This is a genomic window from Geobacillus sp. WSUCF-018B (assembly GCF_002809985.1).
Lineage (GTDB): Bacteria > Bacillota > Bacilli > Bacillales > Anoxybacillaceae > Geobacillus > Geobacillus thermophilus.
The window spans coordinates 59,537-86,014 of the sequence record NZ_PIJF01000005.1 but is presented as its reverse complement, the minus strand read 5'-3'; the positions used below and the strand labels follow the sequence as shown (position 1 = coordinate 86,014).

Sequence of the window (26,478 nt, the reverse complement as noted above, 5' to 3'; positions counted from 1 at the left end):
TGGTATGCCCAATAATGGATGTGATCCCCATCATTCACTGCGGGGATGAACACGAGTATCGTCTTAAAAATTTTATACCGCTAAACTTGACGGGTATGGTTCACATCCCCCTTTGCTAAACTTTCAGTGAAACATTTCCCGAAAATTTTGGATCTTTTATAGTATAATACAGATGACAATGATTTGATGAGTGGGGGGATGGGCATTGAAAAAACGGAAGAAATACGCGGCGGCGAGCGTGTTGTTGGCGTTGGGGCTGCTGGCTCCTTCGTTTGGGCCGACAGCGGTAGGCGCGGAGGATCGGGATGTCGTCAAGCTGCGCATTTTGGAGACCACCGACGTACATATGAATCTCGTCAACTATGATTATTTCAAAGATAGTCCGACGAATGAGTTCGGGCTGTCAAAAACGGCGCGATTGATCGAGCAGGCGCGCGCTGAGCAGCCGAATACGCTTCTGTTTGACAACGGAGATTTGATTCAAGGAACGCCGCTTGGCGACTATGTGGCGAAAGTGAAGCCGCTGCAAGATGGCGAAGTGCATCCAGCGGTGAAACTGTTGCATTTGTTGAAGTACGATGCGGCGACGGTGGGAAACCATGAGTTCAACTATGGCTTGGATTTCCTCAATGAAGTGTATGACGATGCCAAGCTGCCGATCGTGAATGCGAACGTGTACCGTGACGATCATGACCAAAATCCGGATAACGATGTCAACTATTTCACGCCGTATCAAATTTTAGAGAAAGAAGTCGTTGATGAAGACGGGGAGAAGCATACGCTGAAGATCGGCGTCATCGGCTTTGTGCCGCCGCAAATTATGGATTGGGACAAAGCGAATTTGCAAGGGAAAGTGATTGCGAAAGACATTGTGCAGTCGGCGCAAAAGTATATTCCAAAAATGAAAGCGGAAGGGGCCGATTTGATCGTCGTGCTGTCGCACTCGGGCATTGAAACCGGCGGAAACAGCCCGAATATGGAAAATGCCTCCTATTATTTGACGCAAATTCCGGGGGTCGACGCCGTGCTGACCGGCCACCAGCATAAAAAATTTCCGGCGCTTCCGGGAACGACGCCTGATTTTCTGGATGGGAACGGTATCAACAATGAAAACGGGACGATCAATGGCGTTCCGGTGACGATGCCAGGTTCGTGGGGCGATACGCTCGGCGTGATCGACTTGACGGTCGAGCAAGTCGACGGAAAATGGAAAGTGACGCAAGCGAAAGCCCAACTCCGTCCAGTGTATGACAAGGCGACGAAAACGCCGTTGGTTGACAGCGATTCGGCCGTCGAGCAGGCCATTCAGGCGGAGCACGAAGCGACGATCCAGTACGTCCGCAGCCCAGTGGGAAAAACTACGAGCCCGATCAACAGCTATTTTGCACTTGTTCAAGATGATCCGTCCGTGCAAATCGTCACGAACGCCCAAAAGTGGTATGTGGAAAAAATGTTAAAAGGGACGCAGTATGAAGGCCTTCCGGTGCTGTCAGCCGGCGCTCCGTTCAAGGCCGGCGGGCGCGGTGGACCGAGCTATTACACGGATATTCCGGCAGGGGAAATCGCCATTAAAAACGTCGCCGATTTGTACTTGTATCCAAACACGGTGTATGCGCTGAAAATTACGGGAGCCGAGTTGAAAGAATGGCTTGAGTGGTCGGCGGGGCAATTCAACCAAATCGACCCGAACAAGATAGGCATTCAGCCGCTTATCAACAACGACTTTCCGACGTACAACTTCGACATTATTGATGGCGTGACGTACGAGATCGATGTGACCGAGCCGGCGAAATACGACAAAAATCAAAATGTGATCAACCCGAAAGCAAACCGCATTAAAAACTTGCGATTCCAAGGCAAACCGGTGACGGCGAAGATGGAATTTATCGTTGCGACGAACAACTATCGGGCGACGACGAACCGGATCATCAATCCGGGCGGGAAAAACACGATTTTGGCCGCGCCGGATGAAAACCGGCAAGTGATCATCGATTATATTCGCGAAAGCGGAACGATCAACCCGTCCGTGGACGGCAACTGGACCTTTGCGCCAGTGAAAGGGAAAGCATCGGTGACCGTTTCCTTTGAATCGTCACCGGAAGCACAAAAATATTTGCCGCCAGACAGCCGCATCCGCTATGTGGCGACATTGTCCAACGGGTTTGCCCAATACGAACTTGCGCTGTTGTCTTGGAAAGAAACGAAAACAAACCATTCGAAAGAGCTAGAAAAATCTGGACGTTAAGAAGAGGTTGGAAAAATAGCAGGTGATTTAGGAGGCAGGTGATTTCGTATAAAATACTGCTAGTTCCAGCTGTTTCTTAATTAGAACAACCTTGCGGAATCAATCTTCTTTTTCGGCGAAATGCCGCTGATTTGCTCGTGACAGCCGTTTTTTACCGGCCTTTTAGGTGACACGAAAATGTGACTAAAAGTATTTCTGGCGCTACTGCCATTTTTTCCATTTCGAAAATATCGCCTTTTTGACTGACGATGAGAAGAAGATCTTTTACGTTAACGTCATTTCCGAAAGAAGTCTCCCACCTCAAGGAATGTGAAGAGCGATCGATCAATGAGTAGGTGGGAGATGAATTTCGGTTGGCCATCGCCGATGAATATGATCGTCTATGGTTCAAACCGACACCTTTGGAACGAAGGGAAGCGTAAAGGGTTCTTGTTTGTGGCTTACCGTTCAGCGAACACGCACAAGTCGCTTGAAGCCCCTGCCTCTAAGCGAAGCGTAGGTGGTGGGCAGTTCACTTCTAACAAGGACAGTGAAAAACAGCCGCTTTCGTTGAGCGGGCGGTCATGGAAGGAAAAAAGATGTTCGATTGGGGAAGCGCTGCTTGTCCGACCGGGCGCTACCCATCATCTGCTTTTTCGAAGGCCGGTGGACATCGAGGTTCTTGGGATCATTCGTTTTGGAAAACGGAACGTTTTTGTCACTGTATCGGTGGTGAAGCCACCCACCTTTTGTAACATTGCCCGAAAGCAGTGCCACTGTCCATGGATGATTGTTTGCTAGCTTGGTCAGGAGGGAGACATGTGTTAGGCATTACAAGTTACGGAATGTATTTGCTGGCGTCGATTTTGATGCATGCCACTCCGGGAGTGGATACGATGTATATTATGGGGCGCAGTGTGGCGCAAGGGAGAAAAGCGGGCGTGTATTCGGTGTTGGGCATTTCGACGGGGGTGTTCATTCATACGTTGCTCGCTGCGTTTGGCTTGGCGGTGATTTTGCAGCAGTCGGTTGTCTTATTTACGGCTGTGAAAATCGCTGGCGCAGCGTATTTGGTGTATCTTGGCATCAAAATGATGCGGCAGTCGACGCCGCCAGCGTTGGAGTCCGAGGAACTGGCGCCGATGAAGCTGAAAAAGATTTATTGGCAAGGCGTGACGACGAATGTGATGAATCCGAAAGTGGCGTTGTTTTTCCTTTCCTTTTTGCCGCAATTCATTCAAACGGATCAGCCATACGGCCCGCTCCCGTTTCTGCTGCTCGGCGTTTCGTTCGTGGTGACGAGCACGCTGTGGGGGCTTGGCGTCGTCTATGTGGCTGCGCTGGCGACGAAACGGGTGCGCCAAAACGCGAAAATGGCGCTTCTTGTCAATCGGTTGACGGGGATCGTGTTCATTGGGCTTGGCGTGAAGCTGCTGCAAACGAAAGCGTCGTGAGCGAGGGCGGGCGGCGTCGGAACGCATGATTCTCAGCCGAATGAAAGCGCGGGCGGTGATTCGTGAGGAGGTTGGTTGGAGAAATGGGGGCGGATGACAAAGGAATAGCGGTGATTCTCCTTGTGGCGGGAATCGGGATGTTTCCGTTTGGGATCGTGATCATTAAGCAGCAGTGGGGAAGCATACAAGAAGAAGGAGGGCGTGAGCGGAGAATAGCCTTGTTTTTTGAAATGATCGATCTTTGGTCAACGTGGGTGCTGTTCCTCTCCCTGCTTCTCATATTGGGAGGCGCGGCGCTGTTGTGGAGATGAGCAGAAAAGAGGGCAGCCGCCCTCTTTTTTCTTGCCGCTACGACCGTTCGCTGACGGCGATTTGAATGCCGATCAGCGCGAAGATGGCGCCTTTGAGCCAATGGATTCGCTTGGTGATGGCGGTGTGGGCCGAGAGCCATTGGCGCAGCTTTTCCGCGCCGATGCTCACCAAGGTGAAGACAACGAGCGCCTGCACGAGAAAGATGGCGCCTAATAGAAGCATCTGCCCCGGCACATGGCCGGCTGTTTCGTCGACAAACTGCGGCAAGAGCGCCAAGAAGAAGAGAGACACTTTCGGGTTGAGCACGTTCATGACAATGCCTTTTTTGTACAGCGAGGTGTATGCCATCGGCGTCTGCCGCCCAAAGGCGAGGCCTTCGTCTTGTTCACGGAACGCCTGCCAGGCTAGGTACAGCAAATACGCGGCGCCCGCGTACTTGACGATGGCAAACACCAAGGCGGATTGGTACATGACGGCCGAGACGCCAAGCACAGCGGCGCTGATATGGACAAGCAGCCCTGTGCAAAGCCCGAGCGCGGTGGCGATGCCCGCCCATTTGCCTTGCGACACGCTTTGGGCGATGACGAATAAAATGTCCGGACCCGGCGCCAATGTAAGCAATATGGCGACGCCGAAAAACGACAAGATGACCTCGATCTCCATCGGAACCCTCCTTTTTGATCAGTTTGGCGGGGCGGCCGTGAAAGGCGGTTATGTATATGGATTCGCGAAAGAGCGGGCGATTCCTTCTCGAACGGCGGCGATCAAAGCGAAAACCGGCGGATCAGTTCTTTTGGAGAAATGCTGTCAGATGGGGGGCTTTCTGGTCCGACATGGCCAGACGGGGCGCCAAACTCGTTTTTCACCGGCTGTCCACGGCAGCGAAACGAAACGATTTGCCATTTGACAAACGCGGCGGTGCTGCTGAAAATAAAAGTATGGAACGGTTTGCAAGAGGTGGGGGATATGGATTCGCTGCTTGTTTCGGCCATTCGCCAAGTTGTGAATGAATGGTTTCCCGTTGAAGCATCGCTTGTCATTTCCGACGACCGGCGGTACATTTACTACCAGCCGAGCCGGCAAATTGATTTGAAAATCCGTCCGGGTGATGAAATCAAACCGGATTCGGTCACCTACAAGGCGTTGGTGATCCGCCGGAAAATTGAAGAGCAAAAAGACAGCCGGGTGTTTGGCGTTCCGTATTTCGGCGTGTCGGTTCCGATTTTGGAAGACGGGGTGCCAAAAGGATGCGTGACAGCTGTCTGGCCGAAAAAGCCGCTTTTGGCGACGTCGTATTTGACGATACGGACGATGGACCGCTGGGTTCCGGTGCCGTTTGACGCGGTTGTTTATTTGGAAGCGCAAAACCGGAAAACGTTCGTCAAATCGATGCACGTCGGAGGCCATCATAAATACAATTTGACCGAATTGGAATTTTCTTTGCCGGCTGACCGGTTTATCCGCTGCCATCGGTCGTATATTGTCAATGTTGAGTATATCGCCGAAATTCAGCCGGATTCCCACTCGACGTTTTTGCTTGTGATGAAGGACGGCTCCAAAGTGCCGGTCAGCCAAACGTACGCCAGCCATTTCCGGAGACGGCTCGGCTTTTGATGACACCGCCGATACAGGCGGTTATTTTTGTGAAGCGGCAAGTTTTTCTGCGTGATGCAGGAAAAATGCTGCTTCGATGCAAAAGAAAGCCCTTTCGCTCCAATTCGAATGATTTTCCCCTTGCGAGCCGCTATAATGAGGGAAAAACAAAAGGGGGAAATCGCTTTGGAACCATTTGTTTTCGAACGGATCGGCCATCAGGCGTTGCGGGAGCGGATTGTGACGGCAGAAACGGCCGCCTCATGGATTGAAGATGGCATGACCCTCGGATTGAGCGGTTTTACCCGCGCGGGGGACGCAAAAGCGGTGCCGACGGCGCTTATTGAACGGGCCAAGCGGCAGCCGCTGAAAGTCGACGTCTATACAGGGGCTTCGCTCGGATCGGATATTGACAAGATGATGGCGGAAGCAGGCATTGTCCGGAAACGGCTGCCGTTTCAAGCTGACGCCGCGATGCGCCGGAAAATTAACGAAAGGGAGCTGCTGTTTGTCGACCAGCATTTGTCGCATACGGCGGAACTCGTCCGTTCCGGTGTGCTGAAACCGATTGATTACGCTATTGTGGAAGCGGTTTCGATTACGGAGGACGGCATGATCATCCCGACGACGTCTGTCGGCAACTCATCGATTTTTGTGGAAAAAGCAAGACGGGTCATTGTCGAATTGAACGTCGCCCAGCCGAAAGCGCTTTACGGGTTTCATGACATTTATGAAGTCGGGAAGCAAGGGGAGCGCGCCCCGATTCCGCTGACGAAAGTGGACGACCGGATCGGGACGATCGGCATTCCTGTTGATCTGGAGAAAATCGCTGGAATTGTCGTGACGAACCAAACGGATTCACCGTCGACGATTGTGCCTCCGGATGCGGAAACAGCGGCGATTGCCAGGCATTTGATCGAGTTTCTTCGCCGCGAAGTAGCGGCGGGGCGGCTGTCCGAACGGCTGGCGCCGATTCAGGCCGGGATCGGCTCTGTCGCGAATGCGGTTCTTTACGGCCTATTGGATTCTGAATTTTGCGACTTGGAAGTCTATTCGGAAGTGCTGCAAGATGCGATGTTCGATTTGCTTGATGCAGGGAAAGTGCGGTTTGCCTCGGGATGTTCGATCACCTTGTCGGAAAACAAGATGAAACAAGTGTACCACAACTTGGAAGCGTACCGGGGCAAACTCGTGCTGCGGCCGCAGGAGATTTCCAATCATCCTGAACTGATTCGCCGCCTCGGCCTCATTTCCATTAATACGGCGCTTGAGGCCGATATTTACGGAAATGTGAACTCGACGCATGTCCGCGGCACCCAGATGATGAACGGCATCGGCGGCTCGGGCGACTTTGCCCGCCATGCGCGCCTGACGATTTTTGTGACGAAATCGAGCGCCAAACATGGGGCGATTTCGAGCATCGTGCCGTTCGTCTCCCATGTCGACCATACGGAGCATGATGTCGATGTCATCATCACCGAACACGGATATGCCGATTTGCGCGGGCTCGCCCCTGTCGAGCGCGCCCCGCTCATCATCGAACATTGCGCCCATCCGGATTACCGTCCGCAGCTGCGCGATTACTTCGCTGAAGCGCTCAAGCGCGGCGGCCATACGCCGCACGTATTGGAACAAGCGTTGTCTTGGCATATCCGGTATGAACAACTTGGAACGATGCGGGAAGAAAAGTATCAGCTGCAATGATGGAAAGAAACACAGGGCGTGGCGCCAAACCGCGTTCTGCGCTGGTTTTTTCATAGCGGCCGAGCGCAATAGACGGCAAAATGACGAAAGACCGCCTTGCCGATTCGGCATGGGCGGTCTTTATCATTGCGGCTGCTTCTTTTTCTCCAAAAACGCCTTCCCATAGGTTCCGTGGTCGTGGAGCATGGCGTGCTCGACTTGGATCGTGGCATGCTCAATGCCGTATTTTTCCTTCAGCATTTCATTCACCGCCAAAATGACACAAAGCGGCTGGATGCGTTCGTTGACAAACACATGAGCCGACAGCGAGTAATGGTCGGTCGAGATGGCCCATAAATGCATGTCGTGCACGTCTTCGACCCCTTCGATCTGTCGAATGTCGGCGCGGATTTGTTCGAGATCGAACCCATCTGGCACGGCTTCCATTAAGATGAGATACGATTCACGCATAATTTTCGCCCCGCCTGTGAAAATGATGGCGGCGATCACGAGGCTGATGATCGGATCGAACACCGTCCAGCCGGTGAAGTAAATGAGCAGCGCGGACACGATGACGCCGATCGAGCTGATTAAGTCGCCGATGAAATGCCAAAGGGCGCTCTGAACGTTCAAGTTGTCTTCTTCTTTCGTGCTCCGGCTTAAGACGATGGTCAACGTCAAGTTAACGATGAGGCCGATCGCCGCGATTCCGAGCATAAGACGAAAGTTGATCGGTTCAGGATGAAGAAAACGCTGAATGCCTTCCCATAAAATCCACAGCGCAATGACGGCCAACGTCAGCCCGTTCAAAAACGATGTGATGATTTCAAATCGCAAAAAACCGAACGTAAAGCGGCGGTTCGGCGGGCGCGTTGCCATGTAGAGGGCGACCATGCTCAATCCAAGCGCCAATACATCGGATGCCATATGGGCCGAATCGGACAATAAGGCGAGCGAGTTGGAAATCAGTCCGCCAATGATTTCAACGGCGGTGAAAAACATGGTCAACAAAAGCGTCACCCAGAGCGCTTTTTTTGATTCATGTTGCGTTTTGACGTGCGGGAGATGGTGAAAATCGTACAGTGTTGGAGCCATAATGCACCTCCATTATTTATAATAATTATCAACTTATATATATTATAATATAAAAATCAGCCTGTGTGCAAATGAAATTTCGACAGCGAGAAAGAGCGGTTGTTGGAATTTGTCTAAAAATATAGACGAACAATTCAAGGAATGGATCCTGCTGTTGGCGAATAGGAATCAATGTTGTGTATGGCCATCATCTTGCTTCAGAAAGGATGCGATCGAGCTTGATTGCGGCGAATCCGACGGATTTGGAAGTGTATTTGTTTCATGAAGGCAGCTTGCATAAAAGCTACGAGCTGTTTGGTGCCCACGTGATCGATGAGGGCGGAAGGGCCGCCACCCGCTTTTGCGTCTGGGCGCCGCATGCGCGCGACGTGCGCCTGGTCGGCAGCTTTAACGGCTGGGACGGGGCGAAGTTCCGCCTCACCAAAGTGAACGATGAAGGAGTATGGACGATCGTTGTCCCGGAAAACTTGGAAGGGCATTTGTATAAGTATGAGATTGTCACGCCGGATGGGCGGGTGCTGCTGAAAGCGGACCCGTACGCGTTTTGCTCCGAATTGCGCCCCCACACCGCCTCGATTGTCTACGATCTGAAAGGATACCAGTGGAACGATCAGTCTTGGCAGCGGAAGAAGCGGCGAAAGCGGATTTACGAGCAGCCGATGGTCATTTATGAGCTCCATTTCGGTTCGTGGAAGAAAAAGGAAGGTCGTTTTTTGACGTACCGTGAGATGGCCGACGAACTTATCCCGTACGTGCTAGAGCGTGGATTTACGCACATTGAGCTGCTTCCGCTTGTCGAGCATCCGCTCGACCGTTCGTGGGGGTATCAAGGGATCGGCTATTATGCGGTGACAAGCCGCTACGGTGCGCCGCATGATTTCATGTATTTCGTCGACCGCTGCCATCAGGCAGGAATCGGGGTCATTCTCGATTGGGTGCCGGGGCATTTTTGCAAGGACGCCCACGGGTTATATATGTTTGACGGCGCCCCGACGTACGAATATGCGAACGAAAAAGACCGGGAAAATTACGTCTGGGGGACGGCGAATTTTGACTTGGGCAAACCGGAAGTGCGCAGTTTTCTCATCTCCAACGCCTTGTTTTGGCTCGAGTATTACCACGTCGACGGATTCCGCGTCGATGCGGTCGCGAACATGCTGTATTGGCCGAACAACGACCAGCTCTATGAAAACCCGTATGCGGTCGAGTTTTTGCGCAAGTTAAACGAAGCGGTGTTTGCCTATGACCCCAACGTCTTGATGATCGCCGAAGATTCGACCGATTGGCCGCGGGTGACGGCGCCGACGTATGACGGCGGGCTTGGCTTTAACTACAAGTGGAACATGGGCTGGATGAACGACATGCTGAAGTATATGGAAACGCCGCCGCATGAGCGGAAGCATGCACACAATCAAGTCACCTTTTCCCTCCTTTATGCGTATTCAGAAAATTTCATTTTGCCGTTTTCTCATGATGAAGTTGTGCATGGCAAAAAGTCGCTGCTCAACAAAATGCCGGGGTCGTACGAGGAGAAGTTCGCCCAGCTGCGGCTGTTGTACGGCTACATGATGGCCCACCCCGGGAAAAAGTTGTTGTTTATGGGCAATGAATTTGCCCAGTTTGACGAATGGAAGTTTGAGGGCGAGCTCGACTGGATGCTGTTTGATTTTGAGCTGCACCGGAAGATGGATGAGTATGTCAAGCAATTGATCGCCTGCTACAAGCGGTATAAGCCGTTTTACGAGCTCGACCACGACCCGCAGGGGTTTGAATGGATCGACGTTCATAATGCCGAACAAAGCATTTTCTCGTTCGTCCGCCGCGGGAAAAAAGACGGTGATCTGTTGGTAATTGTGTGCAATTTCACAAATCAAGCGTACGACGACTACAAAGTCGGCGTGCCGCTTTTGGCCCCGTATCGGGAAGTGCTGAACAGCGATGCGGTGGACTTTGGCGGATCAGGGCATGTCAATTCGAAGCGGCTTCCGGCGTTCAATGAACCGTTTCATGGAAAGCCGTACCATGTGCGCATGACGATTCCGCCATTTGGCATTTCAATCTTGCGCCCAGTGCAAAAACGAGGGGAGAGAAAGCAAAATGAAGAAGACGTGCATCGCCATGTTATTGGCCGGCGGGCAAGGAAGCCGGCTTCGCTCGCTGACGACAAACATCGCGAAACCGGCCGTGCCGTTCGGCGGGAAGTATCGGATCATTGATTTTACATTGAGCAACTGCACGAATTCCGGCATCGATACGGTCGGCGTGCTGACGCAGTACCAGCCGCTCTTTCTTCACTCGTACATCGGCATCGGAAGCGCGTGGGATTTGGACCGGCGAAACGGCGGGGTCACCGTCCTGCCGCCCTATTCCGTCTCGTCCGGCGTGAAATGGTATGAAGGCACCGCCAACGCGATTTATCAAAATATGAATTATATTGAACAGTACGACCCGGACTACGTGCTCGTGCTGTCCGGCGACCACATTTACAAAATGGACTATCGGCAGATGCTCGACTACCATATCGCCAAACAGGCCGATGTGACGATTTCCGTTATTGAAGTGCCATGGGAAGAAGCGAGCCGGTTTGGCATTATGAATACGAATGACGAGATGCAAATTGTCGAGTTTGCCGAAAAACCGGCGGAGCCAAAGAGCAATTTGGCGTCGATGGGCATTTACATTTTCAATTGGCCGCTGTTGAAAGAATACTTGAAAATCGACAACGCTGACCCGCATTCGTCGCACGATTTCGGCAAAGACATCATCCCGCTTTTGCTTCGCGAACGCAAGCGGTTGTTTGCCTACCCGTTCCAAGGCTACTGGAAAGATGTCGGCACGGTGAAAAGCTTGTGGGAAGCGAACATGGACTTGTTGGATGAGGACAACGAGCTCGACTTGTTCGACCGCTCATGGCGCATTTATTCCGTCAATCCGAATCAGCCGCCGCAATACATTTCCCAGGAGGCGGAAGTGGCGGACTCACTCGTCAATGAAGGGTGCGTCGTCGAAGGGACGGTCAAGCGTTCAGTGCTGTTTCAAGGCGTCCGTATCGGCAAAGGGGCGGTCGTGAAAGAATCGGTCATTATGCCAGGAGCGGCAGTCAGCGAAGGAGCGTATGTCGAGCGGGCGATCGTCACGCCGGATTGCGTCATCCCGACGCATGCCTCGATTGCCCCGGACGAAGACGGCGAGGTGGTGCTCGTGACCGCCGAATGGCTTGCGCAATGGAATGAGGAAACCGCGAGGAAGGATGAAGCGTGATGAACAACAAGATGTTAGGCGTCATTGACGCGACGATGTATATGGAGGCGTTAGCGCCGCTTATCGAACAGCGCTCGATCGCCGCGGTGCCGTTTGCCGGCCGGTATCGGCTCATTGATTTCGTGCTCTCAAGCATGGTTAACTCCGGTATTGAGAGTGTTGCGATTTTTTCGAAATATCAGTACCGTTCGCTCATGGACCATTTAGGGTCAGGGAAAAACTGGGACTTAAACCGAAAGCGGGACGGACTGTTTTTCTTCCCATCGCCGGATTTGCTGTTTTCCGGCGAGCGCCGCGTCGGGGCATTTGCCCACTTCGAGCAGCACATCGACTATTTTTTGCGGAGCCGGCAAAAATATGCCGTCATCGCGAACAGCTATACGGTGTGCAACATCGATTTTGCCGCCGTCTTGAAGCGCCATATCGAAAATGGCTGCGATGTGACCGAAATCCGTCATCGCGGTCGGTCGCTTGAGATGTATTTGCTAGACACGTCGCTGCTGCTTGATTTAATCGCCGATTACAAAAACCGCGGCTACCGAAGCATCGTCGACGTCGTCCGCGATGACCGCCATTCACTGTCGATTTGCGATTACGAATACACGGGGTATGCGGCGGTCATCGATTCGGTGGGACAATATTTCCGCTCAAGCATGGAACTATTGGATCGGAACGTCTGGGAACAGCTCTTTCTCGCGGAGCGGCCGATTTATACGAAAGTGAAAGACGAGCCGCCGACGAAGTACGGGCGGGAAGGGATCGTAAAGCGCTCGATGATCGCCAACGGCTGCGTCATTGACGGGACGGTGGAAAACAGCGTCTTGTTCCGCTCTGTGAAGATCGGCAAAGGAGCGGTCGTGAAAAACAGCATTATTATGCAAAAGTGCCAAATCGGCGACGGCTGCGTCCTCGATGGCGTCATTATCGATAAAGACGCCAAGGTCGAACCGGGCGTGGTGTTGAAAGGAACGGCTGATCAACCGTTTGTCGTCCGCAAAGGAACGGTGCAGGGGGAGGTCGCCAGCCGATGAACGTGCTATTTGCCGTTTCCGAATGCGCCCCGTTCGCCAAATCGGGGGGATTGGCCGACGTTGCCGGCGCGCTGCCGAAAGAGCTGCGCCGGCTCGGCGTTGACGCCCGTGTCATGCTGCCGAAATATGAGACGATCGCCCGCGAATGGAAAGAGAAGATGAACAAAACGGCGGAGTTCACCGTGCCGGTCGGGTGGCGCCGCCAATATGCCGGCGTGGAGGAGCTCGAGCACGACGGGGTCATCTATTACTTCATCGACAACGAGTATTACTTCAAACGGCCGCAGCTGTACGGCCATTATGACGACGGTGAGCGGTTTTCTTATTTTTGCCGGGCGGTGCTGGACGCGCTGCCGGAGATCGGGTTTCAGCCCGACATCATTCATTGCCATGACTGGCACGCCGGCATGATTCCATTTTTGCTGCGCGAGCAATACCACCATGATCCGTTTTATGCGGATATCCGCACGATGTTTACGATTCACAACTTGCAGTTTCAAGGGCTGTTTCCGCGCGGGATTTTAGAGGATTTGTTGAATTTGGACGGACGGTATTTCACCGTCGACCAGCTCGAGTTTTACGGAAGCGTCAGCTTTATGAAAGGGGCGCTTGTCGCCTCCGATTTGATCACGACGGTGAGTCCGACGTACAAAGAAGAGATTCAAACCGCCTATTACGGCGAGCGGTTGGACGGCTTGCTGCGGGCGCGGCGGGCCGATTTGCTCGGCATCTTAAACGGCATTGACGACGAGTTTTACAACCCGCAAACCGATCCGTTTTTGGCGGCGACCTATAGCGTACATACGCGGGAAAGAAAAAAACTCAACAAGCGCGCTTTGCAGCGGCGGTTCGGTCTGCCAGAGCGGGATGATGCGCCCGTCGTCGCCATGGTGACGCGAATGACGGCGCAAAAAGGGCTCGATTTGGTGACGTGCGTCTTTCATGACCTCATGCAGGAAGACATGCAGCTCGTCGTGCTCGGCACCGGGGATTGGCGCTTTGAACAGTTTTTCTCGCAAATGGCAGCGGCCTATCCGGACAAAGTCGGGGTGTACATCGGCTTTCACGAACCGCTCGCCCATCAAATCTATGCGGGCTCGGACTTGTTTTTAATGCCGTCATTATTTGAACCGTGCGGGTTGAGCCAAATGATCGCGCTTCGGTACGGGACGATTCCGATCGTTCGGGAAACGGGTGGGCTGAACGATACGGTGCAATCGTACAATGAATTTACAGGAGAGGGAAACGGGTTCAGCTTTACGAACTTTAATGCCCATGACATGTTGTACACGATCCGCCGGGCGCTGTCGTTCTACCACCAGCCATCTGTCTGGGAGCGGCTCATGGAGCGGGCGATGCGCGGCGATTACAGCTGGCGCCGTTCAGCGAAAGAGTATGAAAAAGCGTACAAACGGCTGGTCAAAAAAGGGGGAGATGCGCTTGTTCGCCGATAAAGAAACGTTCAAACGGGCGTTTGTGGCGCGGGTCGAGGCGCTGTGCGGCAAACCGTTTGCCGAATCGACGGCGCGCGATCATTATCACGTTCTCGGCCAGATGGTGCGCGAACATATCAGCCGCCATTGGATCACGACGAATGAACGCTACCGGGCGCAACGGTGGAAGCAAGTGTATTATTTGTCGATTGAGTTTTTGTTGGGTCGCCTGCTCGGCAACAATTTGTTAAACCTCGGCGTCCGCTCGGTCGTCGAGGAAGGATTGCGCGAGCTCGGCATTCGCCTCGAAGACGTCGAGGAATGTGAGGCGGACGCCGGGCTCGGAAACGGCGGGCTCGGGCGGCTCGCCGCCTGCTTTTTGGATTCGCTCGCGACGCTCAATTTGCCGGGCCACGGGCACGGCATCCGCTACAAGCATGGGCTGTTTGACCAAAAGATCGTCGACGGTTATCAAGTCGAACTGCCGGAGCAATGGCTGCGCCACGGAAACGTGTGGGAAGTCCGCAAAGAAGAGCTGGCGGTCGAAGTCCGGTTTTGGGGGCGGGTTGAGGTGTCGGAGCAAAACGGCCGCCTTGTATTCCGCCATGTCGACAGCGAAAACGTGATGGCGGTGCCGTACGACGTGCCGGTCATCGGCTACGGGACGAACACGGTCAACACGCTCCGGCTTTGGAGCGCCGAACCGGCGAAGACGTTCCCGCTCCATAAAGATGTCATGCAATACAAACGGGAGACCGAAGCCATTTCCGAGTTTTTGTACCCGGACGATACGCATGACGAAGGAAAAATTTTGCGGCTGAAGCAGCAGTATTTTCTCGTCGCTGCCAGCCTCGGCAGCATCACCCGCGCTCATCGCCGCCAGCACGGGAGTTTGCGCCGGCTTCATGAGTATGTCGCCATTCATGTGAACGACACGCATCCGGCGCTCGCGATTCCGGAATTGATGCGCATTTTGCTCGATGAAGAAGGGATGGGCTGGGAAGAGGCGTGGCACATTACGACCCATACGATCGCGTATACGAACCATACGACGTTGTCGGAAGCGCTCGAGAAATGGCCGATCCACTTGTTCCGGCCGCTTTTGCCGCGCATTTATATGATCGTCGAGGAGATCAACGAACGGTTTTGCCGCGAGCTGTGGGAACGCTACCCTGGCGATTGGGGGCGGATTGAACAAATGGCCATCATCGCCCACGGAATGGTGAAAATGGCGCACTTGGCCGTCGTGGCAAGCCATAGCGTCAACGGCGTGGCGAAACTGCATACCGACATTTTGAAACAGCGGGAAATGCGCCTGTTTTACGAATGGGCGCCGCAAAAGTTCAACAATAAGACGAACGGCGTGACGCACCGGCGCTGGCTCTTAAAAGCCAACCCCGAGCTGTCGGCGTTGATTACGGACACGATCGGCCCGCGTTGGATTCATGAGCCGGAAGCGCTTGTGGAACTGGCGCCGCATGCTTCCGATCCGGCGTTTCAAGAGGCGCTCGCCGCCGTCAAGCGGCGGCGCAAAGCGAAGCTCGCCACCCGCATTTATGAGAAGACCGGAATCGGTGTTGACGAGTCGTCGATCTTTGATGTGCAAGTGAAACGGCTGCACGCCTACAAACGGCAACTGTTGAACGTGCTGCACATCATGCATTTGTACAATCGGCTGAAGGAGGATTCACACTTCTCGATTCACCCGCGCACGTTTATCTTCGGGGCGAAGGCGTCGCCGGGCTATTACTACGCCAAGAGGATTATCAAGCTGATCCATTCGGTCGCCGAGAAGGTGAACAACGACAAACGGGTCCATGACCAGTTGAAAGTCATTTTTTTGGAAAACTACCGTGTGTCGCTCGCCGAAGAGATCATCCCGGCCGCCGATGTGAGCGAGCAAATCTCAACCGCCAGCAAAGAAGCGTCCGGGACGGGCAACATGAAGTTTATGATGAACGGAGCGATCACGCTTGGTACACTTGATGGGGCGAACGTCGAAATCGCGGAAGCGGTCGGGAAAGAAAACATGTTTTTGTTCGGGCTGACGGCTGAGGAAGTGCTCAACTACTATGAGCACGGCGGCTACCGGGCGCACGAGTATTACCATCACGACAAGCGGATCAAGCAAGTCGTCGACCAGCTTGTCAACGGCTTTTTCCCGGATGCCGGCGATTACTTTGAACCGATTTACGATTCGCTTTTGACGCAAAATGATGAATATTTTGTGCTGCGCGACTTTGCCGCCTACGCCGAAGAGCATGAGCAGGTGGAAGACGCTTACCGCGATCCGGCGCGCTGGTGGCGGATGAGCGCCGTCAACATCGCCCACTCCGGCTACTTTGCCAGCGACCGGACCGTCGCGGAATACGCGGCTGAGATTTGGGGCATTTCGCCGTCGATGTAAAGCCCGGCGGGAAACAGGCGCCCCTAAAGACGAGCGCGGCCGCTTCGAATCATCCCAGAGGCGCAAACGACCAGCCGCTCGCCATCACGAACTTGTCTTTGGCATGATGAACCATTTCCGTCTGAGCCGGTCTGAACGATCGATTCCGCCGTTTCCAAACGCCGGGCTTGGGACGGTTTCCTGTGCGGAGGCAAAACAGCGGCCAAGGAGCGACGGCTTGCAGCGGAAAGAGGTCGGATGTATGACTGTTGCCGGACTGCGGCGGCAACGGCATAAACGGAACGGGGCCGCCCTGTTGGAACGCCCCGTTTCGCGTTGGCGGAACCGGCCGGCGTTCGGTTTGAACGCCTGATTTTGTTTCAATCGTCGCCGTCTAGCCAATCGCCGATGCCGCCAAGGATGCTGCCTTCGCCGACCGACCGTCCGCCGGCGCTCGGAGCGGCGGCAAGCACGCGGTCAGCGAGCCGGCTGAACGGGAGCGACTGCACCCACACCGCCCCGGGGCCAGTGACGGTTGCCAAAAACAACCCTTCCCCGCCGAAAAAGGCGGTTTTGATGTTGCCGACGTATTCAATATCGTAGTCGACGTCCTTCGTCATGGCGACAAGGCAACCGGTGTCAATGCGCAGCTTTTCCCCCGGTTGCAGTTCGCGGCGTTGGATCGTCCCGCCCGCGTGCAAAAAGGCGAGGCCGTCGCCTTCCAGCTTTTGCATAATAAACCCTTCCCCGCCGAAAAAGCCGGCCCCGAGCTTGCGTTGAAACTCAATGCCGACGGAAACCCCTTTGGCGGCGCATAAAAACGAGTCTTTTTGGCAGATGAGTTTCTCGCCCAGTTCGCTCAAGTCGACCGGAATGATTTTTCCCGGATACGGAGCGGCAAAGGCGACGCGGCGCTTGCCGCTGCCTTGATTTGTAAACACGGTCATGAACAGACTTTCCCCGGTGAGCAGCCGTTTCCCGGCGCCGACGAGGCGGCCGAGCAGTCCTTTTCCGGCTGAGGAGCCGTCGCCAAAGACCGTTTCCATCGCGATGTCGTCTTCCATCATCATCATGGCGCCCGCTTCCGCAATGACGCTTTCGCGTGGATCGAGTTCGATCTCGACAAACTGCATGTCATCGCCGTACAGCCGGTAATCGATCTCATGGGCATTCATCGTTTCTCCTCCATCCAAAGGTTTTTGCAACATTCCGTTATGTACTACGGAATCCGCCCCTCCTCCGTTTCAAACAAGCACGGGCAACCATGTGCCCATCGTTTGGAAGGCGGCGCGAGAACCCGTGCTCGTTTGAAAACAGACTGGCCCGTTGGCGAGTTTCCCGCCATTGGAACATGAGGCGCTTGTTGTCAGCGGACCATGGCAAGGCGTGCGTCCCACGTTGGAAGTCGGCCTTTGGAGCGCGTCAAACTGAACCGGCCGCCTGGCCGCATTCCCCACTTCAAGAGGTCATCGCACGGAGGCCCTTTGTCTACGGATTGGGTTCCCCGAAGCTTTGCTGAGTCGGGCGCTCATCGTAGCGGCGATAGCTTTCGTTCACCGTATACGGGTCTTTTTCATACGCCGGCAAGTCGCCGATGTTTGACATGATGCCTTCGTCATCCAATATGTTTTCGAGCCATTCGTGCTCCCGCGTCGGATACACTTTGACATTTCGCCCGTGCAAATCGACAGCAGCGAAATTTTCCAAATCCTCGACATAGCCGACGTGCTCCTCCGATTCGGGGTATACTTCTCCGTAATAATCAACATTTTTGCCAAGGTCGGACGGCGTGTCCGATGAACCGTAGCGGGCGACTTCCTGCCAAGCGTCTTCGGCGTCATAGACGACCGATTCGTCGCGGTCGTCAAAATCGAATTTGCCAAACGGCGGCATGAGTACCCCTTCTTCGAGTGGCCGCTTTTGCGAGACGATTTGGTCCGGGCTGTGCTCCCGGCAATAAAGCGTTGTCGGCAACGCCTCAAGCCGCTCGTACGGAATCGGCTGGCCGCATGTGCGGCAAATCCCGTACGTGCCGTCATCGATGGCTTTCAGCGCCCGCTCGATCTCGCGGAATTCGCGCTCTGTATGGTCGTCCAACGCCAAATCTTTTTCCCGCTCATACAGTTCGGTCGCCTCATCGGCGGGATGGTTGTCGTAGCTTGCCAGCTCGCCGACCGCATCGTGGGCGTGGCTGCGCGTCATGCCGAAATGGTCGTTTTGATTCAGCCGGTCTTCAATGTCCCGCTTCATCTCAAGCAATGTGGAGCGGAAGGCGGCGAGTTGTTCGTTCGTCAACATCGGTTGCAACCCCTTCCTTGCAGCGTCTGTGTTGCATGGATTCAAACTTGAAAATGTCTGGAGCCTTTCAAACACAGGGATCGTTTCATCCTTCCGTTGGCGGCGAATGGTTTCGCCGCGGGAGCCTATCTATATGGTGTAGTATGGGCGAAAATCAAAAAAAAAACACGGCCGTTTCGACCGTGTTTACAGCCATTGGCCGACAAGCAAGCCGATGGCGAGCAAAAAGCCAAATTGTGTATTCGTTTGCGCTGTGGCCTTCATCGCCGGCATCATCTCCGCCGGTTTCGTTTTACCGATGAATCCGCGCGCCGCGGCCGCTGCTTTTGGCGCGCTCAGCAAGGCGAGCATCGCCCAAAACGGCACGATGCCAAACAGCACAAGCGCCACCGTCCAAAGAAACGCGGCGGCAAACATCATGGCAAGCACGCGAATCGCCCAGTCGCGGCCGACTAAAATGGCGAGCGTTTTTCGTCCTTTTTCGCGGTCGCCGTCCAAGTCGCGAATGTTGTTGGCCAGCAAAATGGCGCCGATGAAAATGGCGACCGGGATCGCCACGAGCACCGCTTCTTTGCTCACACCGCCTGTTTGGATGAAAAAGGAAATTAAAATGATCATAAAGCCCATGAAAAATCCGGCGGCGAGTTCGCCAAACGGTGTATAGGCGATCGGAACAGGACCGCCGGTGTAAAAGTAGCCGGCCGCCATGCAGACCGTTCCGACAAGCGCGAGCCACCAACTGCTTTGCGCGCAAATGTAGACGCCGATGAGCATCGCTGCCCCAAAGCAGGCAAACGCCAACGCCAGCACCGTTTTCGGCTTCAGGCCGTCACGGACGATGGCGCCGCCGATGCCGACCGATTCCGGCGAGTCAAGGCCGCGCTTGTAATCGTAATATTCGTTAAACATATTCGTCGCCGCCTGAATCAACAACGAGGCGGCCATCATGGCGACAAACAACAGCCAATTGACAGACGTTTCGCCCATCGCCAGCACCGTGCCGACGCAGACTGGCACAAACGCCGCTGTCAGCGTATGCGGACGCGTCAACCGCCAAAAGACGCGCCAGTCGCGGCGAGCCGGCGGTCGGTGGCCGATATGTGTGACTGGTTGCATATCCATTCCCCTTATATTCCTTGAAAATATGATCGGTTTCCGCTCAAAATAAGTGTAGGAAAACGTTTTAGGCGTGTCAACCCTTTCTGATAGATAAATGATTTCCTATTATATATAATGGATAATGGGAAGCAGGGGATGGAGAGGGAATTTTACGAAAGAAAGCGTGAGGATCGTGGCGATTGGATTTCAACATACACTCCAACAACAACTGCACGAATTGGCGGTGCGGGCGGCGCGGCCGTTTGTCAGCTGGACGGAATCGTTGGAAGGCGTCGATCCGGTTTCTTTTTTTATGCAAGGGCCGTCTTGCGGATTCCGCGAACGGTTTTTTTGGTCGGACCGAAGCGGCGGCACCATCTTGGTCGGCCTCGGCTCGGTGCATGCAATTGAGACGGGGGAAAAGGACGGGCGGTTTCGCGAGGTCGATGCGCGCCGCCGGCAGTGGGCCAGCCAAATCGAGCGGCATGGCGACACGGATGCGCCGCCGCTGCTGTTCGGCGGGTTTTCCTTTGATCCGCACCGGACGCCGACGGACGTATGGCGCGGGTTTTCAGCCGGAAAACTGATCGCGCCGGCTGTGCTTCTTTCGATGCGGAACGGGCAGGCGAAGCTGACCGTCACGCTGCCTGCCGGCGGTGGGGGGCGGGAAATCGAGCAGGTCGGCCGGCTGCTTGGGCGAATCGCTGCACCGCCGCTTCCGGCCCCCCTTCCCGCGCTCGTCGCGGCTCGGGAAGCAGACAGCGGACGGTGGATGGAGGCGGTCCGACAGGCGATCGCTTCGATTCGCGCCGGGGCGCTTGACAAAGTCGTGCTCGCCCGCGCCCGGCAGTTGACATTTTCCGGAACGATCGATGCTGGCTCCGTATTGGCCCGGCTTCGCGAGCAGCAGCCGTTTGCCTACTTGTTTGCCTTTGAACAAGACGGCCGCTGTTTAATCGGGGCATCGCCGGAGCAGCTCGTCCAAAAAGAGGGGGAGACGTGCCGTTCGATTTGCCTGGCGGGATCGGCGCGCCGCGGGGCGACGGTCGAAGAAGACGAACGGCTCGGCGCCTGGCTGCTTTCCGACCGGAAAAACCGCCAAGAACATCAATTTGTGGTGCGCATGATCAGCCGCTTGTTCGCCGAGGTGTGCGAGGCGGTCGAGATGCCGGACGGGCCGCAGCTTCTCAAGCTTCCTCATATTCAGCACTTATGCACGCCGGTTGTCGGCCGCGGCTGCCGGGAGCCGTCCGTGTTGCGTCTGGTGGAACGGATGCATCCGACGCCGGCGCTCGGCGGGACGCCGCGCGAACGAGCGATGGAAACGATTCGCGCCCTCGAGCCGCTCGAGCGCGGGTGGTACGCCGCTCCGATCGGCTGGGTGGACGCTTATGGTGACGGGGAATGGGCGGTCGCCATTCGGTCGGCTTTGCTTGCTGGCAGTCAAGCGTTCTTGTTTGCCGGCTGCGGCATCGTCGCCGACTCCGATCCGCAAAGCGAGTACGAGGAGACGAACGTGAAAATGGCGCCAATGTTATCGGCGTTAGGAGTGATGCACCATGACTGAGGCGTTGTCGTTGTATGTAGCCGCTTTTGTCGATGGGCTTGTGCAAGCCGGGGTGGCGGAGGCGGTCATCAGCCCCGGATCGCGCTCAACGCCGCTGGCGATGGCGATCGCCGGGCACCCCGCCCTCCGCTTTTCGATGCACATTGACGAGCGGTCAGCCGCCTTTTTCGCCCTTGGCATGGCGAAAGCGAAGCGGCGGCCGGTCGCATTGGTGTGCACCTCGGGCACGGCGGCGGCCAATTACTTGCCGGCGCTCGTCGAGGCCCACTATTCGCGCGTGCCGCTCGTCGTGCTGACGGCGGACCGGCCGCATGAACTGCGCGATGTCGGCGCGCCGCAGGCGATCGATCAGCTTCATTTATACGGCCGCTATGCAAAATGGTTTGTCGATTTGGCGCTGCCGGAAGAAGCGGAAGGGATGCTTCGCTATGCGCAGGCGATGGCGGCAAGGGCTGTTGGAGCGGCCGCTGCTGCGCCGGCCGGGCCGGTGCATGTCAATTTGCCGTTCCGCGAGCCGCTTGTTCCGGAAATTGACGATGGCGTCTGGGAGCGCGTGCAGGCGCTTAAAGGGGCGCCGCGTGTGGTGAACGGCCGGCCGACGGTTTCTGATGAAAGCGCGGCCGGCCTGTATAAAGAGCTCGCCGCGGCTCAACGCGGGCTGATCATCTGCGGGCCGCTCGACCGGCCCGGTTTCGCCGAGGCGGTCACCGCGCTCGCGCGGGCGCTCGATGTTCCGATTCTCGCCGATCCGCTGTCGCAGTTGCGCGCCGGCGCGCACGACAAAACGTATGTCATTGACAGCTATGACGCGATTTTAAAAGACGAGGCAATCGCGTCCAAGCTTGTGCCCGATGTCGTGCTCCGCTTCGGCGCCATGCCGGTGTCCAAGCCGCTGTTGTTATGGCTGAAGCGGCATCGCTCGATCCGCCAAATCGTCGTCGATGACGGCGGCTGGCGCGACCCGACGCTGTCGGCCGCCTGCATGGTGCAAAGCGACGAAACAGCGTTGTGCCGGCAGCTGTTGCGTGTGGCCGAACCGAAAGCGGCCTCAAGCCCCTGGTCGGCGGCATGGCGGGAAATGAACGACATCGCCCGCACCGTGTTGCGGCAGCACTTGCCAGAAACCGAATGGTTTGAAGGGAAGGTGTTCGTCGAGCTTGCCGAATTGTTGCCGCCGGACGCGTTGCTGTATATCGGCAACAGCATGCCAATCCGCGACGCCGATACGTTTTTCTGGTCGACGGACAAGCCGCTCCGCGTGCTTGCCAACCGCGGCGCCAACGGCATTGACGGCGTCGTCTCGAGCGCCTTGGGGGCCGGCGCCGCCGCGGGGCCGCTTGCGCTCGTGATCGGCGATTTGTCGTTTTACCACGATTTGAACGGGCTGCTGGCAGCGAAAATGCACGGATTGCAGGCGACGATTGTGCTGTTGAACAACAACGGCGGCGGCATTTTCTCCTTTTTGCCGCAGGCGCGTCATGAAGGGCCGTTTGAAACGCTGTTTGGCACGCCGACCGGTTTGTCGTTTTCCGATGCCGTTGGGATGTACGGCGGACGGCACGCAACGCCGCGTACGTGGGACGAATTTCGCCGTCAAGTGGCGGAATCGTTTGAAGCAGGCGGGCTTCATGTTGTCGAAGTGCGCACGTCGCGCGCGGAAAATGTCCAAATGCATCGTTTTTTGTGGGAACGTGTTTCCCAGGAAATCGCGAAATTTCTCGAACATAAAGGAATGGTTTGATGTGGAGCTGAATGGGGTTCGTTACCATGTGGAACAATATGGCGAAGGGGAGCCGCTTTTATTGTTGCACGGGTTTACCGGCAGCGCGGACACATGGCGGCCGCTCCACCCGTTTTGGCGGAGGTTCCGCCTGATTGCGGCGGACTTGCTTGGGCACGGGCGGACGGAAGCGCCAAAGGACGCCCGGCGGTATCGGATCGAACGCGCCGCCGCCGACTTGGCGGCGTTGCTTGATAAGCTTGGCGTCGAGAAAGCGAACGTGGTCGGCTACTCGATGGGCGGGCGGCTGGCGTTGACTTTCGCCATGTTGCATCCGCACCGCGTCCGCCGCCTTGTGCTGGAGAGCAGTTCGCCGGGGCTGCAGACGGATGCGGAGCGGCGCGCCCGGCGAGAGGCGGATGAGGCGCTTGCGCAGCGGATCGAGCAGGAAGGGGTGCGTGCGTTCGTCGACCATTGGGAGCGTCTTCCGCTTTTTTTCACGCAACAGGCGCTTCCGGCGTCTGTAAGGGCGGCGGTCCGCCGTGAGCGGCTTCGCCATACGGCTGAAGGGCTTGCCAACAGCTTGCGCGGGATGGGAACCGGCGTGCAGCCGTCTTGGTGGGAGCGGCTTAGGGAACTTGACATGCCCGTGCTTCTTGTTTGCGGGGAGCGTGATGAAAAGTTTTGCCGCATCGCCGCCCGCATGCATGAGCGGCTGCCCAACAGCAGGTTCGTCTGCGTTCCGGGAGCCGGACATGCAATTCACGTGGAACAGCCCGGTGTTTTTGCTACAATAGTAAGTGAATTCATGACAAAGGGGGAAGTGTAAATGCCGTTTGAATGGGTGAAGCAGTATGACTATGAGGACATTATTTACGAAACGTACAACGGCATCGCCAAAATTACGATCAACCGTCCGGAAGTACATAACGCGTTTCGGCCGAAAACGGTGAATGAGATGATCGACGCGTTCACAAAAGCGCGCGACGATTCGAATATCGGCGTCATCATTTTGACCGGCGCGGGCGGAAAAGCATTCTGCTCGGGCGGCGACCAAAAAGTGCGCGGCCATGGGGGATATGTCGGCGAGGACGAAATTCCGCGCCTCAATGTGCTCGATTTGCAACGGCTCATTCGCGTCATTCCGAAACCGGTCATCGCGATGGTCGCCGGCTATGCCATCGGCGGCGGCCATGTGCTCCACGTCGTCTGCGACTTGACGATTGCGGCCGACAACGCGATTTTCGGCCAAACGGGGCCAAAGGTCGGCAGTTTTGACGGCGGTTATGGTGCCGGCTATTTAGCGCGCATCGTCGGCCATAAAAAAGCGCGGGAAATTTGGTATTTGTGCCGCCAGTACAACGCCCAAGAAGCGCTCGAGATGGGGCTTGTGAACAAAGTCGTGCCGCTCGAGCAGCTGGAAGAAGAAACGGTCAAATGGGCGCAAGAAATTTTGGAGAAAAGCCCGACCGCCATTCGCTTCTTAAAAGCGGCGTTCAACGCCGATTCCGACGGCCTGGCCGGCATTCAGCAGCTTGCGGGCGATGCGACGCTTCTATTCTATACGACGGAAGAGGCGAAAGAAGGAATGCGGGCGTTCAAGGAAAAACGGAAGCCGGACTTCGGCCAGTTCCCGCGTTTCCCGTGAGAACGGACCAAGCAGCTTGATGCCGCATCAAGCTGCTTTTTCGCATCTCGCTGCCAGCGGGGCACATAAGGAAGGAACAACCTCGCCCCGGAACAGGATGTTTCCACAGCGGCGGGTGTTTTTTGGCGGGAGCGGCGGCGCCTTGTGCGATGGGCCGGCACGCCAAACGGCCGAAAGGAGGAGAACGCATGACCACAATGCCAAACTGGCTGAAGCAGCGGGCGTTTTTAACCCCGGAGCGGACGGCCGTTCGCGATCGAGAGCGGGCGAAAACGTTTGCTGAACTGTACGAAGCGTCGGCGTCATGGGCGCGCCGCCTCGCCGCAGCGGGCGTTCGGGAAGGCGACATCGTCGCCGTTTTGATGAAAAACCGCATCGAGATGATCGAGATCGTCCATGCCTTGTTTTTGCTCGGCGCCCGCGCCTTGCTGCAAAACGTGCGCCTCACGTCTTATGAGCTCGGCTGGCAGCTCGATGACAGCGGCGCGCGCTTTGTCATTGCCGATGAGGAACTGGCCGGGCGCCTTGGCGGCGACGGACGGGTGATGACGACGAGCGCGCTCGCCGCGCTTTCGGAAGCGGACGTTCTGCTCAAGGAAACGCTCGAGTTGGACGAGACGGCGACGATTATGTACACATCCGGAACGACCGGCACCCCGAAAGGCGTGCTGCAAACGTACGGCAACCACTGGTGGAGCGCGGTCGGCTCGGCGCTCAATCTCGGGTTGCACGAAGGCGACTGCTGGCTTGCGGCCGTGCCGCTGTTTCACATCAGCGGCCTGTCGATCGCCATGCGCAGTGTCATTTACGGCATGCCGATGTACATTCAGCCGTCATTTGACCCAAAGGAAGCGAACGCCTTGATTATGAACGGAACGGTGACGATCATGTCGGTGGTAGCCGCCATGCTGCAACGGATGGTGGCGGAGCTTGGGGAAGCGCGCTATCCGGATACGTTCCGCTGCATGCTGCTTGGCGGCGGGCCGGCGCCGCGCCCACTGCTTGAGACGTGCAAGGAAAAAGGCATTCCGGTGTACCAGACGTACGGGATGACGGAGACGTCATCGCAAATTGTGACGCTGGCGCCCGAATACAGCCTGACGAAACTCGGCTCCGCCGGCAAGCCGCTCTTTCCGGCCGAGCTATGCATTATGCAAGACGGAAAACAAGCTGCGCCGTATGAAGCTGGGGAAATTGTCGTCAAAGGACCGAACGTGACGAAAGGATACTTGCACCGCCCCGAGGCGACGGAACGGGCGATCCGCGGCGGCTGGTTTTACACCGGGGATATCGGCTATGTCGACGAAGACGGATTTTTGTATGTGCTCGACCGCCGCTCCGATCTCATTATTTCCGGCGGGGAAAACGTCTATCCGGCCGAAATCGAAGCGGTGCTGCTGTCGCACCCCGATGTCGAAGAAGCCGGCGTGACCGGCATCGACGATGACACATGGGGGCAAGTGCCGTGTGCCTTTGTAGTGCTGAAAAAAGGCGCCGCGGCTGATGAGCATGGGCTGAAGCAGTTTTGCCGCGAGCGGCTCGCCAAATACAAAGTGCCGGCGCGCATTTATTTCGTCGACGCGCTGCCGCGCAATGCGGCGCAAAAACTATTGCGCCGCGAATTGAAAACGTTGATTCCGGAAGCAGAAAAGCGAGCGTCCCGTCTTTAAGCAGG

Annotated in this window: 19 protein-coding genes and 1 pseudogene; 15 read left to right on the top strand and 5 right to left on the bottom strand. The window is 55.9% G+C overall.

Translation table 11 applies throughout. From position 1 onward, the window contains the following. Positions 1 to 205 precede the first annotated feature (205 nt). The 3 genes and pseudogenes from CV944_RS03030 to CV944_RS03015 form a co-directional block, all read left to right on the top strand. Positions 206 to 2,233 (top strand): annotated as a pseudogene (locus tag CV944_RS03030) (bifunctional 2',3'-cyclic-nucleotide 2'-phosphodiesterase/3'-nucleotidase); the annotation flags it as partial. An 812-nt stretch (positions 2,234 to 3,045) separates the two neighbouring features. Next, positions 3,046 to 3,678, top strand: a complete 633-nt coding sequence (locus CV944_RS03020; protein WP_033009724.1) for a LysE family translocator — start codon at positions 3,046 to 3,048, stop codon at positions 3,676 to 3,678. Positions 3,679 to 3,761: 83 nt separating this feature from the next. Continuing rightward, positions 3,762 to 3,989 (top strand): hypothetical protein, encoded by a 228-nt coding sequence (locus CV944_RS03015; RefSeq protein ID WP_033009725.1) that lies wholly within the window; start codon positions 3,762 to 3,764, stop codon positions 3,987 to 3,989. Positions 3,990 to 4,026: 37 nt separating this feature from the next. Here the strand turns inward: CV944_RS03015 and CV944_RS03010 are convergent, their stop codons facing one another. Continuing rightward, positions 4,027 to 4,653 carry a LysE family translocator gene (locus CV944_RS03010; RefSeq protein WP_033009727.1) on the bottom strand — a complete coding sequence of 209 codons (627 nt, stop codon included), beginning with the start codon at positions 4,651 to 4,653 and terminating at the stop codon, positions 4,027 to 4,029. 303 nt (positions 4,654 to 4,956) lie between these two features. Between CV944_RS03010 and CV944_RS03000 the strand changes: the two genes are divergently transcribed. Beyond that, on the top strand, positions 4,957 to 5,604 hold the full coding sequence (locus CV944_RS03000) for a LytTR family DNA-binding domain-containing protein (RefSeq protein ID WP_020961021.1): 648 nt from the start codon (positions 4,957 to 4,959) through the stop codon (positions 5,602 to 5,604). A gap of 135 nt (positions 5,605 to 5,739) precedes the next feature. Further along, positions 5,740 to 7,287, top strand: a complete 1,548-nt coding sequence (locus CV944_RS02995; RefSeq protein ID WP_232722064.1) for a succinyl-CoA:acetate CoA-transferase ScpC — start codon at positions 5,740 to 5,742, stop codon at positions 7,285 to 7,287. A 123-nt stretch (positions 7,288 to 7,410) separates the two neighbouring features. Here CV944_RS02995 and CV944_RS02990 read toward each other — a convergent pair whose 3' ends face one another. Then, on the bottom strand, positions 7,411 to 8,361 hold the full coding sequence (locus tag CV944_RS02990; RefSeq protein ID WP_063330376.1) for a cation diffusion facilitator family transporter: 951 nt from the start codon (positions 8,359 to 8,361) through the stop codon (positions 7,411 to 7,413). A gap of 206 nt (positions 8,362 to 8,567) precedes the next feature. Between CV944_RS02990 and glgB the strand changes: the two genes are divergently transcribed. The 5 genes from glgB to CV944_RS02965 are packed head-to-tail and all read left to right on the top strand — an operon-like array spanning position 8,568 to position 16,493. Next, complete coding sequence (gene glgB / locus CV944_RS02985; protein WP_232722062.1) at positions 8,568 to 10,577, top strand: 1,4-alpha-glucan branching enzyme; 2,010 nt, start codon at positions 8,568 to 8,570, stop codon at positions 10,575 to 10,577. Beyond that, positions 10,459 to 11,622, top strand: coding sequence for a glucose-1-phosphate adenylyltransferase (locus tag CV944_RS02980; protein ID WP_033011749.1), 1,164 nt, complete (start codon positions 10,459 to 10,461; stop codon positions 11,620 to 11,622). Before glgB ends, CV944_RS02980 begins: the two co-directional genes overlap by 119 nt. Beyond that, a complete protein-coding gene (locus tag CV944_RS02975; RefSeq protein ID WP_100659625.1) occupies positions 11,622 to 12,653 on the top strand; it encodes a GlgC family sugar phosphate nucleotidyltransferase in 1,032 nt (343 codons plus the stop codon). The genes CV944_RS02980 and CV944_RS02975 overlap by 1 nt, the downstream gene beginning before the upstream one ends. Next, positions 12,650 to 14,107 (top strand): glycogen synthase GlgA, encoded by a 1,458-nt coding sequence (gene glgA / locus CV944_RS02970; protein ID WP_033011747.1) that lies wholly within the window; start codon positions 12,650 to 12,652, stop codon positions 14,105 to 14,107. Before CV944_RS02975 ends, glgA begins: the two co-directional genes overlap by 4 nt. Further along, positions 14,094 to 16,493: a glycogen/starch/alpha-glucan phosphorylase gene (locus CV944_RS02965; RefSeq protein ID WP_033011755.1), complete on the top strand. Its 2,400-nt coding sequence runs from the start codon at positions 14,094 to 14,096 to the stop codon at positions 16,491 to 16,493. The genes glgA and CV944_RS02965 overlap by 14 nt, the downstream gene beginning before the upstream one ends. A 359-nt stretch (positions 16,494 to 16,852) precedes the next feature. Here CV944_RS02965 and CV944_RS02960 read toward each other — a convergent pair whose 3' ends face one another. From CV944_RS02960 to CV944_RS02950, 3 genes are all read right to left on the bottom strand, one after another. After that, positions 16,853 to 17,647 carry a TIGR00266 family protein gene (locus CV944_RS02960; protein ID WP_033011754.1) on the bottom strand — a complete coding sequence of 265 codons (795 nt, stop codon included), beginning with the start codon at positions 17,645 to 17,647 and terminating at the stop codon, positions 16,853 to 16,855. Positions 17,648 to 17,960: 313 nt separating this feature from the next. Next, positions 17,961 to 18,770, bottom strand: a complete 810-nt coding sequence (locus CV944_RS02955; protein ID WP_100659624.1) for a yteA family sporulation protein — start codon at positions 18,768 to 18,770, stop codon at positions 17,961 to 17,963. A gap of 186 nt (positions 18,771 to 18,956) precedes the next feature. Continuing rightward, the gene (locus CV944_RS02950) at positions 18,957 to 19,886 is read right to left on the bottom strand and encodes a 1,4-dihydroxy-2-naphthoate polyprenyltransferase (RefSeq protein WP_095860251.1); all 930 of its coding nucleotides are present in this window, start codon (positions 19,884 to 19,886) and stop codon (positions 18,957 to 18,959) included. A 175-nt stretch (positions 19,887 to 20,061) separates the two neighbouring features. Here CV944_RS02950 and CV944_RS02945 point away from each other — a divergent pair, with 175 nt between their 5' ends. The 5 genes from CV944_RS02945 (at position 20,062) to CV944_RS02925 (ending at position 26,473) form a co-directional block, all read left to right on the top strand. Then, positions 20,062 to 21,435: an isochorismate synthase gene (locus CV944_RS02945; protein WP_100663814.1), complete on the top strand. Its 1,374-nt coding sequence runs from the start codon at positions 20,062 to 20,064 to the stop codon at positions 21,433 to 21,435. After that, a complete protein-coding gene (menD, locus tag CV944_RS02940; protein ID WP_033009858.1) occupies positions 21,428 to 23,176 on the top strand; it encodes a 2-succinyl-5-enolpyruvyl-6-hydroxy-3-cyclohexene-1-carboxylic-acid synthase in 1,749 nt (582 codons plus the stop codon). The genes CV944_RS02945 and menD overlap by 8 nt, the downstream gene beginning before the upstream one ends. 1 nt (position 23,177) lies before the next feature. Beyond that, positions 23,178 to 23,984 carry a 2-succinyl-6-hydroxy-2,4-cyclohexadiene-1-carboxylate synthase gene (gene menH, locus CV944_RS02935; RefSeq protein WP_044742321.1) on the top strand — a complete coding sequence of 269 codons (807 nt, stop codon included), beginning with the start codon at positions 23,178 to 23,180 and terminating at the stop codon, positions 23,982 to 23,984. Further along, a complete protein-coding gene (menB, locus tag CV944_RS02930) occupies positions 23,985 to 24,803 on the top strand; it encodes a 1,4-dihydroxy-2-naphthoyl-CoA synthase (protein ID WP_033009854.1) in 819 nt (272 codons plus the stop codon). A 188-nt stretch (positions 24,804 to 24,991) separates the two neighbouring features. Then, entirely contained in the window at positions 24,992 to 26,473 is a 1,482-nt protein-coding gene (locus tag CV944_RS02925; RefSeq protein ID WP_100659623.1) for an o-succinylbenzoate--CoA ligase, read from the top strand. The last annotated feature ends 5 nt before the right edge of the window (positions 26,474 to 26,478 follow it).

Excerpts from the sequence above, each read along its gene's own strand:
- CV944_RS03015 (WP_033009725.1), top strand. The coding sequence starts at position 3,762 with ATGGGGGCGGATGACAAAGGAATAGCGGTGATTCTCCTTGTGGCGGGA.
- CV944_RS03010 (WP_033009727.1), bottom strand. The coding sequence starts at position 4,653 with ATGGAGATCGAGGTCATCTTGTCGTTTTTCGGCGTCGCCATATTGCTT.
- CV944_RS03000 (WP_020961021.1), top strand. The coding sequence starts at position 4,957 with ATGGATTCGCTGCTTGTTTCGGCCATTCGCCAAGTTGTGAATGAATGG.
- CV944_RS02995 (WP_232722064.1), top strand. The coding sequence starts at position 5,740 with ATGAGGGAAAAACAAAAGGGGGAAATCGCTTTGGAACCATTTGTTTTC.
- CV944_RS02990 (WP_063330376.1), bottom strand. The coding sequence starts at position 8,361 with ATGGCTCCAACACTGTACGATTTTCACCATCTCCCGCACGTCAAAACG.
- glgB (WP_232722062.1), top strand. The coding sequence starts at position 8,568 with ATGCGATCGAGCTTGATTGCGGCGAATCCGACGGATTTGGAAGTGTAT.
- CV944_RS02980 (WP_033011749.1), top strand. The coding sequence starts at position 10,459 with ATGAAGAAGACGTGCATCGCCATGTTATTGGCCGGCGGGCAAGGAAGC.
- CV944_RS02975 (WP_100659625.1), top strand. The coding sequence starts at position 11,622 with ATGAACAACAAGATGTTAGGCGTCATTGACGCGACGATGTATATGGAG.
- glgA (WP_033011747.1), top strand. The coding sequence starts at position 12,650 with ATGAACGTGCTATTTGCCGTTTCCGAATGCGCCCCGTTCGCCAAATCG.
- CV944_RS02960 (WP_033011754.1), bottom strand. The coding sequence starts at position 17,647 with ATGAATGCCCATGAGATCGATTACCGGCTGTACGGCGATGACATGCAG.
- CV944_RS02955 (WP_100659624.1), bottom strand. The coding sequence starts at position 18,770 with ATGTTGACGAACGAACAACTCGCCGCCTTCCGCTCCACATTGCTTGAG.
- CV944_RS02950 (WP_095860251.1), bottom strand. The coding sequence starts at position 19,886 with ATGCAACCAGTCACACATATCGGCCACCGACCGCCGGCTCGCCGCGAC.
- menD (WP_033009858.1), top strand. The coding sequence starts at position 21,428 with ATGACTGAGGCGTTGTCGTTGTATGTAGCCGCTTTTGTCGATGGGCTT.
- menB (WP_033009854.1), top strand. The coding sequence starts at position 23,985 with ATGCCGTTTGAATGGGTGAAGCAGTATGACTATGAGGACATTATTTAC.
- CV944_RS02925 (WP_100659623.1), top strand. The coding sequence starts at position 24,992 with ATGACCACAATGCCAAACTGGCTGAAGCAGCGGGCGTTTTTAACCCCG.